Annotated in this window: 3 protein-coding genes; 2 read left to right on the forward strand and 1 reads right to left on the reverse strand. The window is 66.8% G+C overall.

Going from position 1 to position 7,846, the window contains the following annotated elements:
- Positions 1-58: 58 nt before the first annotated feature.
- A complete protein-coding gene (locus Vgi01_RS26825; protein ID WP_204292929.1) occupies positions 59-610 on the reverse strand; it encodes a hypothetical protein in 552 nt (183 codons plus the stop codon).
- Between the two features lie 160 nt (positions 611-770).
- Between Vgi01_RS26825 and Vgi01_RS30915 the strand changes: the two genes are divergently transcribed.
- On the forward strand, positions 771-5,273 hold the full coding sequence (locus tag Vgi01_RS30915) for an ATP-binding protein (RefSeq protein ID WP_239089179.1): 4,503 nt from the start codon (positions 771-773) through the stop codon (positions 5,271-5,273).
- The gene (locus Vgi01_RS26835; protein ID WP_204292930.1) at positions 5,270-6,958 is read left to right on the forward strand and encodes a response regulator; all 1,689 of its coding nucleotides are present in this window, start codon (positions 5,270-5,272) and stop codon (positions 6,956-6,958) included. The genes Vgi01_RS30915 and Vgi01_RS26835 overlap by 4 nt, the downstream gene beginning before the upstream one ends.
- Positions 6,959-7,846: the final 888 nt, after the last annotated feature.

Raw genomic sequence — 7,846 nt, forward strand, 5'->3', positions numbered from 1 at the left:
CCGACGACGGAGCCGACCACGCGTGACTAAATGTCGGAATCGCAATCGGCAGGCTGCGTCATTGGGTCGAGGGTGCTGTCGGTGATCGGTCGCGGAAGACGCGATGGACGAGATAGCCGCATCCGGCCGTGGCGAAGAGCCCGGCCAGCCAGACGATGACCAGACCTGTGGTGGCCCAGCCGGAGCGGTGGTCCTGGACGAAGACGAGGCGTGTGGTCCAACCGAGCGCGAGCAGACTCGCTCCCGGGAAGCAGATGAGCATTGGCACGTACCAGTCGATCAGCCGGTCGGGTCGGCGGTTCCGGGCGACCCACGCCGACCAGCCGAGGCCATCCGGCACTCGCGGGCTGAGCTGCTCGGTTATGTATTTCGACGCCCAGCGGATGGCGGAGCGCTGTCCGATGTAACGCGCACAGAGCAAGTAAGACGTCAGGGGAATGACCAGCAGGACGCCAAGCGGCACTGGCTCGGCTAGGCCGAGTCCGAAGAGGGCGGTTGTGAGAGTCAACTGCAGCGACAGAATCTGTTGCTGATACTTGGATCGCGAGTCGATCTCGGTCCGGAGGGCGCTGAACTCGGCGAGCGCTCCGTCGTAGCTGGGGACCGTCACGTTCGTTAGCCTCCGCTCCGGCGTATTTTTCGGCTCAGTCGGATCGGATCACGTCTGTCGGCTCGAATCAATACGCATCCGCAGGATGGTGATACGTGAGTCGCTGTGGGTAGCTTCGAAGTCCGTCGCCGATTCAGCCCCGGACAGAACGGCACCCATCATGACAGATCTGAGAATCGGTAGCCGCCTCAACGCGACGACATGGGCTGCGGCGCTGACTCGTCTGCGACCCGGCCCGCTGCGAGGCAGACGTCTGCTGATCGACCTCAGTGACCTAGGCTTCGCCGACTTCGTCACCCTCGGCTACCTGCTGGTCTTCGTCCGGGCCGCCGCGGCCGCAGGCGCCGACTGCAAGGTGCGTCTACCCAGCGCCGACGCGCTGCCCAGCGGCACTCCGGCCGATCCGCTCGCGGCGCAGCGCATTGTGAAACGGCACAACTGCCGCCGCTACCTGGAACAGGCGGGCGTCGTCGAGGTGCTGGGCGAGCATTTGGACGAGCAGGTGGTCGCGGGCGACGGCACGTCGACCGACGCGGACGGCGAGGTGCTCACGGCCCCGCCGACGTCCGAGCGGCCGCACCGCTACCGACGCATTCTGCGGTACCAGTGGCTGCCAAGCGAGAGCCTGCGTGACATCACGCTCGTCACTCGGCCGACCGCCACGGAACGGTCGCTGCGCGAGCTGGGTCTGCGGCCCGAAACAGCCGCTGCGGTGACCCGCGGCATCCTGCTCGAGCTTTTCGAGAACGCGGAACGGCATTCTGGGGCGAAAGAGGTGCTGATTGGCGGAGTGATCGTCGATCCCGAGACCTACGGGCAGCGGGCGACGGACTTCGACGAGTCGCTGGAAGGCTTCGCCCAGCACGCCGCAGCGGCGCAAAGCCCGATGATCCGGCTGGTCGTGGCGGACACCGGCCGGGGCATCGATGGGGGCGTAAGCGTGGTCGACACGCGCACCGGAGCGCAGGGTGCGGCCCGCGGGATGTGGAAGGTCGCACGGGTGGTCCGCGCCTTCCAGGGCGCCCTGCTGGTGACCAGTCAGGGGCAGGCGAGCGGCCGCGTCTACCGGGGCACGACCCAGAAGATCGCCGCCCGGAGGCCCGCGATTGTGCCCGGCACTCTTATCGAGTGCAACATCCTCGCCGATCCCGGTGACTCCGCGCTCGCCGGGGCCGGCGAGTTGCGGACGCCGGCGGCGAAGCCGGACGATGAGCCGGCGGCGACGAACTGCCTGGCGGTCAGGCTCTACTCGTCTCTGGGGCTTAACGAGAAGGGCCGCAATGACATCCGCGGCAAGCTCGCGAACGATGCACATCTCGTCGTGGCGGTGAATGCGCCGGACGACGGTCACGGCGCCCACGACGTCGAGATCGGCCGCGCCGCGTTCCAGGTGATCGACATCGTGGCGGGCTTCCGCGGTCACCGCGCCGCTATCCTGGCGTTTCCTAGCGTCAACCGCCCGCTGATGGCGGTGGCGATGGAATACGTCAACGCCGAATACGACGACCGGGTCGCCTCCGGTGAGGATGTTCCCCCGCCCGTCCTCGTGTTGGCGCCGGACAATCGGCATTACTGGGTGGGCGGCACGCTGGCGCAGCGACAGGTGCTCATCCGGTTGTCCACAGCAGGCGAGCCGCCGCCACTGACGGAGCTCTCCCCGGACGAGTCGTCCGCCGTGGATGATCTAGCCCGGCACACGGCGCTGATCGTGATTGATGGCGCCCGGGTCCGGCTGAGGACGTCGCCTCGCAGCGCCGTGCGGGCCATGGCGACCTGGGTCGGCGAGCGGATAGCCGCCGCAATCGAGGACCCGCCCGAGAACAGGGGCGAGGGTACGGCGGCCGGCGAGAACGTGCGCCGCGGACGATTTCTGACACCCAGCCTGCGCCGGACCAACCGTTGGTTCGACCTCGATGGTGTTTTGTCCGAACTGGACCTGCGGGCGTTGGTCGGCATCACCCTCGCTGCACGTGCCGAGGAGTGCCTACCACCGTCCGACGAGAATGGGCCGCTGGTCGTGCTGCGGCTTCCCCACACACCGACGGAGGTCGCAGCCGCTGTAGCCCGTACCGTGGCCGCGCAAGGCAACTACGACTTCCTGCGCGACGTCCCCCACACCGATGAGCAGCCGCGGGTGTTACTCGTGGCCGACGTGGTCTCCAGCGGCAATTCGGTAGCCAGCGTCGTGGCTGAAGTGCGCGACCTGGGAATAAATCCGGTCGCCGTCACGACCATCGTTGATGCCCGTACACCCGACGAACCGGGCATCGACCTGCCGGTAGCAGCACTCGCCGTGGTGGACGTCGGCCTACCCGCGGACGACGACGGCCCGACGCAGCCGATCGATCCGGTCCTGCGCAGCCCCGAGCACGGCGGGCGACCACTCCCGGCGACGGTCATCGACCAAGACCAGTACGTCGAGACGATGCAGCGCAACGCCGCGGCCAGGCTCGGGCACATCGAACGCCCAGCCGACAGGCATTACACCGCCTACGTCGACCCAACGCTTCTGTTCCGCGAGCGACGCTGGACCGACACGGTGTTCGGCTGCCTGGTCCCCGAGATTGAACGGCGCCACCGTGAGGCTTTCGGCGAGACGTCGGCCAGGGTGACCATCCTGTTTCCCGAAGGTACGGCGGACGACCTGAGCGTCACCGCTGACCAGATGAGGCGGGCACTGCCGGCAACCATGCGAGCGGAGGTTGCCTCGGTGCCCCGGGCGGCACACACCGCGAATTGGCAGCTGCCCGGATCGGCGGCGCTGCCGACAGTAGAGCACGCGCTCATCCTCGACTCGGGTGCCAGCAGCGGCCGGACGGTGCAGCAACTGGTCGGGCTGGCGGCTGACAAGGGCGCCGTCACGATCACCGTGATCCTGCTAATCAACGGGCTCGGCGACAGCGACGCGGTGAACCTGCAGCGCATCGCTAGGGTCCGCCGCTCGGACGAGTCCTCGCCCCGAGAACGGGCTGCGCTGAGGATCTACTACGTGGCTCGGACCGCCATGAGTAACCTCCGCAGCAGCCACTGCGGCATCTGCGCCCTGCGCCGCCGGTACGCTGAGCTGACGCTCTACGCGCCCGTGCCCGAGCCGCTCGCCACCCACCGGGGTTGGTTGTTGAAGCTGCTGGAGGCCCGGACCAAACAGCAGCTGTTCGAGGAGCAGGCGGCCGACCTCTTCGGTGCGGACGTGACCCAGCGCGAATGCGTGGCCTACCTGAGGTGGCGGCTACGCCTGCGCGACGCCGACGTCAACACCAGGCGCCGCGCCCGGATCGTGGAGCGGCTCCAAGAGGCGGCCAGCAACGGGGAGTACCGCGACGCGCTGATCCGGCTGCTGGTCGCCGAGCCGCAGTGGCTGTCGTCGGCGCCGCTGTCATTTCCCCGCTGCCGTGCCCTGATCGTGGACATGGCAGCGGCGATGCTGGTGGGTGAGGCCGCGCTGCTGATCGGGGCGCGCTTGCGGGTGCAAGCGGTCATCCTGCTCACCCGGGCCGCACCCGAGCGGTTCGCCGCCGAACTCGTCCGGATCATGCGTACCAACCGTGACGACGGGCTCGTCGTCCCGCAAGTCATGCTGGAGGTTCTGCAGCTGATGTCTGCGCGACGCACCGGCGCACCGTTTCCCCGGATGCGCGTGGCGCAGCAGCTCACGGACGCCCTGGGCCGCCTCCTAGACGATCTGCGCGACAAGAACGAAGCGCCGGGCATCCGGTCCAGTTACGTCAACGTGCCACTGGTCCGCTATCTGCTTTCGCACACGCGGCGGCCGCTGCACGCGCCGCCGCCCGGTAAGCAGGAGGCCTGGTCGCAGATCAGGCACGAGATCGCCTACGTGGCGCACGACTTCTCCACCCCGATGTGGCTGGCGAAGTCAACCGTCGAATTTGTCATCGCCACCGGTCGGCTGCCGCGCAACCACGAGGCGATCGCAGAGGCCTGGAACCACTGCCAGAACTTCCTGCTCGAGGTAATCCTGCCGAACGCGGCGATGCTGCGGGACATCCTGGTCAGTCGCAGCGCGGAGCGCGACCTGTCTCAGGAGGAGATTCCGCTGTGGGAGCGGACCCTCTCCGACGACGGGCCGAAGTTCGTCGACGAAACGACGGTGCGCGTCGACAACTTTGTCGGGAAAATCAAGTCCGGTCTGGTCCCCAGCAAGGAAGAGGCCGCGAATCTGCTCCCCGACCTGCTGTGGTGGCTACGGTTCGCGCTCGACGGTGACAAGTCCGTACTGCGCAGATTCGTCGCGCGCGGTCCAGTGGACGCGCTGCCGGCGGCACGGGAGTTCTTCGGGGATCGGGGCGACGTACTCGTGGACCGGCTGGTGCCCGCCGAACAGCGGGGAGCCTACCGTGTCTTCTGTACCGATCGGCTGCTAGAGCAGGTGCTGCTGGACATCCGGCACAACGCCGACACGACCCACCGCGTGGCCGGCGTGCCGCAGACATTCCAGGTAGAACTCGAATACCGACAGGAACGCCTGTTGATCACGGTTCGGAATACCGGCAGTGCGCCGCATTCCGGCGGCAGTGGAAAAGGCCTGGAGACCTTGCGGCACCGGCTCGAGCGCTTCGGCGGAACGCTGCACGAAGCCAAGTTCGAGCCGCCGTGGACCTATGCGGTGACCGTCGAGCTGGATCGCTGGAGGATGCCTACATGAGAACCCGTGCACGCGGGCTTGTCGTCGACAACGAGGCCGCGGTGATCCTGCAGGTTCAAGACATCCTCGACTACGGCTTCTCCCAGTTGGGCGAATGGGAGGTGGAGTACAAGGAGGCGAGTACCCCTACCGACGCGGTCAGGTTGGCGCGCGAGGTGGACTTCGACTTCGCAGTCCTCGACTACGACCTCAACGACGAGACCTGCCTCCCGGTCGTGCGAGAGTTACGTAAGCACCGCAAGGACAACTGCTACATCCTCGTCGTGACCGGGGAATCGAAGAAGAACCCGAATTTCCTGAAACGGTCTGTGGAGGCCGGCGCGGATGACGCCATCATCCGTGACAACCAGCTGACCATGTATCCAGCGTTCGAGGGCGACCGGAACGGCTGGGATGGCGAGAATCTGGCCCGCAGAATCCGTGAGCGGATGCGCGTGCAGGATCGAGAGGACGGGTTCCGGATCGTCTTCGCACCGGAGGCGGGAGTGCAATCCATGCTCCACAGCCTCGGCGACCCACCCGGGGAGTATCGCGATGCCATGAAGCGCGGCGATCTGATCGCACGCACCCTGATCGTCAAGTGCCTCGGGACCGACGACGACGCCGGCACCTCGCTGACCGTCCGGCACCTCGCTCCCGGCCGCTCCGGCGCTCACGTCTGCAAGGTCGTTCGCGTACAGCAGGGCCAACCCAAAGAGTCGTTCGTCCTCAAGATCGGCCTCGATCGCGCGTCCCTCCTAGCAGAGAAGGAGGCTAACCGCCGAGCGGGGCGAGCGCTGCGCTCGCAGGTACTTGTCCGGCTCGACCGCGAGCTGCGGTCCCACGAGCAGTCGGGCTACAGCGCGATCGCCGCCGAACTGGCAAGAGACGCGGTCACTCTCAAGGACTGGCTACACCACCGGGACACCACCACCGAGCAGGCGACAAAGCTGGCCCGCGAACTACACCGCGGCCACCTCAGAGAACTGCTGCAGCCGGCCCTACACGAGTCCCGGCCGGTCAGCCAGTGGCTCACCATGTCACCGGTGCTGCGCGGCCGCGTCCTCGACGCCCTCGACACCTACGCGCAGGTGTGGCACGACGATCGCGGCGCCGGTCAGGCCGACGCGGAGCCGATGGCCGCCGTGCTGCGCGACTTCGTGGGGACGGGAGCACTGCCCGGCGTCGCACCGAAACGCCTCGGCAAGGAGGTGCTGCACGCCGGCGGTTTCGGCGACCTGCACTCGGGCAACATCCTGGTGCAGTCCGTCGGCGAGCCCCATCCCCTGCTGATCGACGCCTCCCAGTACGGCGTCCACCACTGGGCAACCGACACGACCCGTCTGCTGGTCGACCTGGTCCTGCAGGTCCGTCGCCCGGGCATCGAGTCGATGCTGTGGACAGGCGTTGCGGCCGAGGCTGGTTTCGCGATCGGCCTGTGCGACTGCACCGGAAGCCTCAAACCCGACCCCGGCAGTCCCACCGACGCCTATATCGTCGAGCTGGTCACCGAACGCGTCACGTACCTCTGCCTCGACGACCTGGCACCGCGTCGGGTGGACTGGCACTGGCAATGGCACGTCGCCCTAGCCCGCGAATTCCTTCGCCAGGGATCACGTCCGGGCCTGCTGCCGACGCGGGCCGTCCTCGCGCTGACTGCGGCTGCCCGCCACCTGCAGCAGGCGGCTGAGGCCTTGGCCGACTGATGGCGATCGGGCCTGCATCTACGCTCGTCGCCATGCGAAGCCAGCACCACGATCTCGGTTCCCCGTAGGCGGGTGTCAGACACGGTAGAACCAGCCAGCATGTGATCGCATCGCCCGGACATCCCGGGCTGAGGTTCCTCCGGGACGTGGACACCGGATTACTTGAATGCCACACCCGGTAAACGGGGGTTTCGGGGGACGGTTCAAAGCGCCATCGAAGAAACCACAACCCTGACCGCGTTTCCGCTTGTCAGGGCTTCCCCTTTCCGGGATGGCCGGATTCGAACCGACGACCCCCCTTGTTACGGAACGTAGCCATCACAAGCTTGTCACCGCTTGCCACAAATGGGCATTGACCTGCAAAGAAAGCGCAGATCACTGGTCTCGCCTTGTCACTGATTGTCAATCACCAGCTGGAGTTTTCGGGGGGTAAATGGGGGGCGCGGTCGCGACGCAGCACGGACATCCACACCATGGCAACCCGCGCCAACCCATCCCATGGGAGAACCGACCGGTTGATACATCGCGCAGGTCGACTCGAGCCCGACAGAGCAGGAATCTCGGCTTGCCTTCTGGACCGAGATCCACCAGCCACCGCCGCGGGTCCAGCGACGGCGACCTTCCTGCGGGGAGCCGCCGGCGACACCGAAGACGGACCGACACACCCACACTGGCGATCGAGCATGGGAGTTCATGTCGGAGGCCCGAGTTGAACCCCAACTACATGATCAGAATGGCCGCGACCTGCAGTTGTGTTGACTGTTGAATTGACGTGCCTGCTGAGTGCCGATGTCGTGCCGGCTCGGGCTCTTCTCTCAACGTCGACTCCGATCAGGTGGCAGAACAGGGGGTTCTTACTGTGGCACGGGACGCCGTCAACTCGGCACG

It is taken from the genome of Micromonospora gifhornensis (assembly GCF_016863515.1).
Lineage (GTDB): Bacteria > Actinomycetota > Actinomycetes > Mycobacteriales > Micromonosporaceae > Micromonospora > Micromonospora gifhornensis.

Excerpts from the sequence above, each read along its gene's own strand:
- Vgi01_RS30915 (WP_239089179.1), top strand. The coding sequence starts at position 771 with ATGACAGATCTGAGAATCGGTAGCCGCCTCAACGCGACGACATGGGCT.
- Vgi01_RS26835 (WP_204292930.1), top strand. The coding sequence starts at position 5,270 with ATGAGAACCCGTGCACGCGGGCTTGTCGTCGACAACGAGGCCGCGGTG.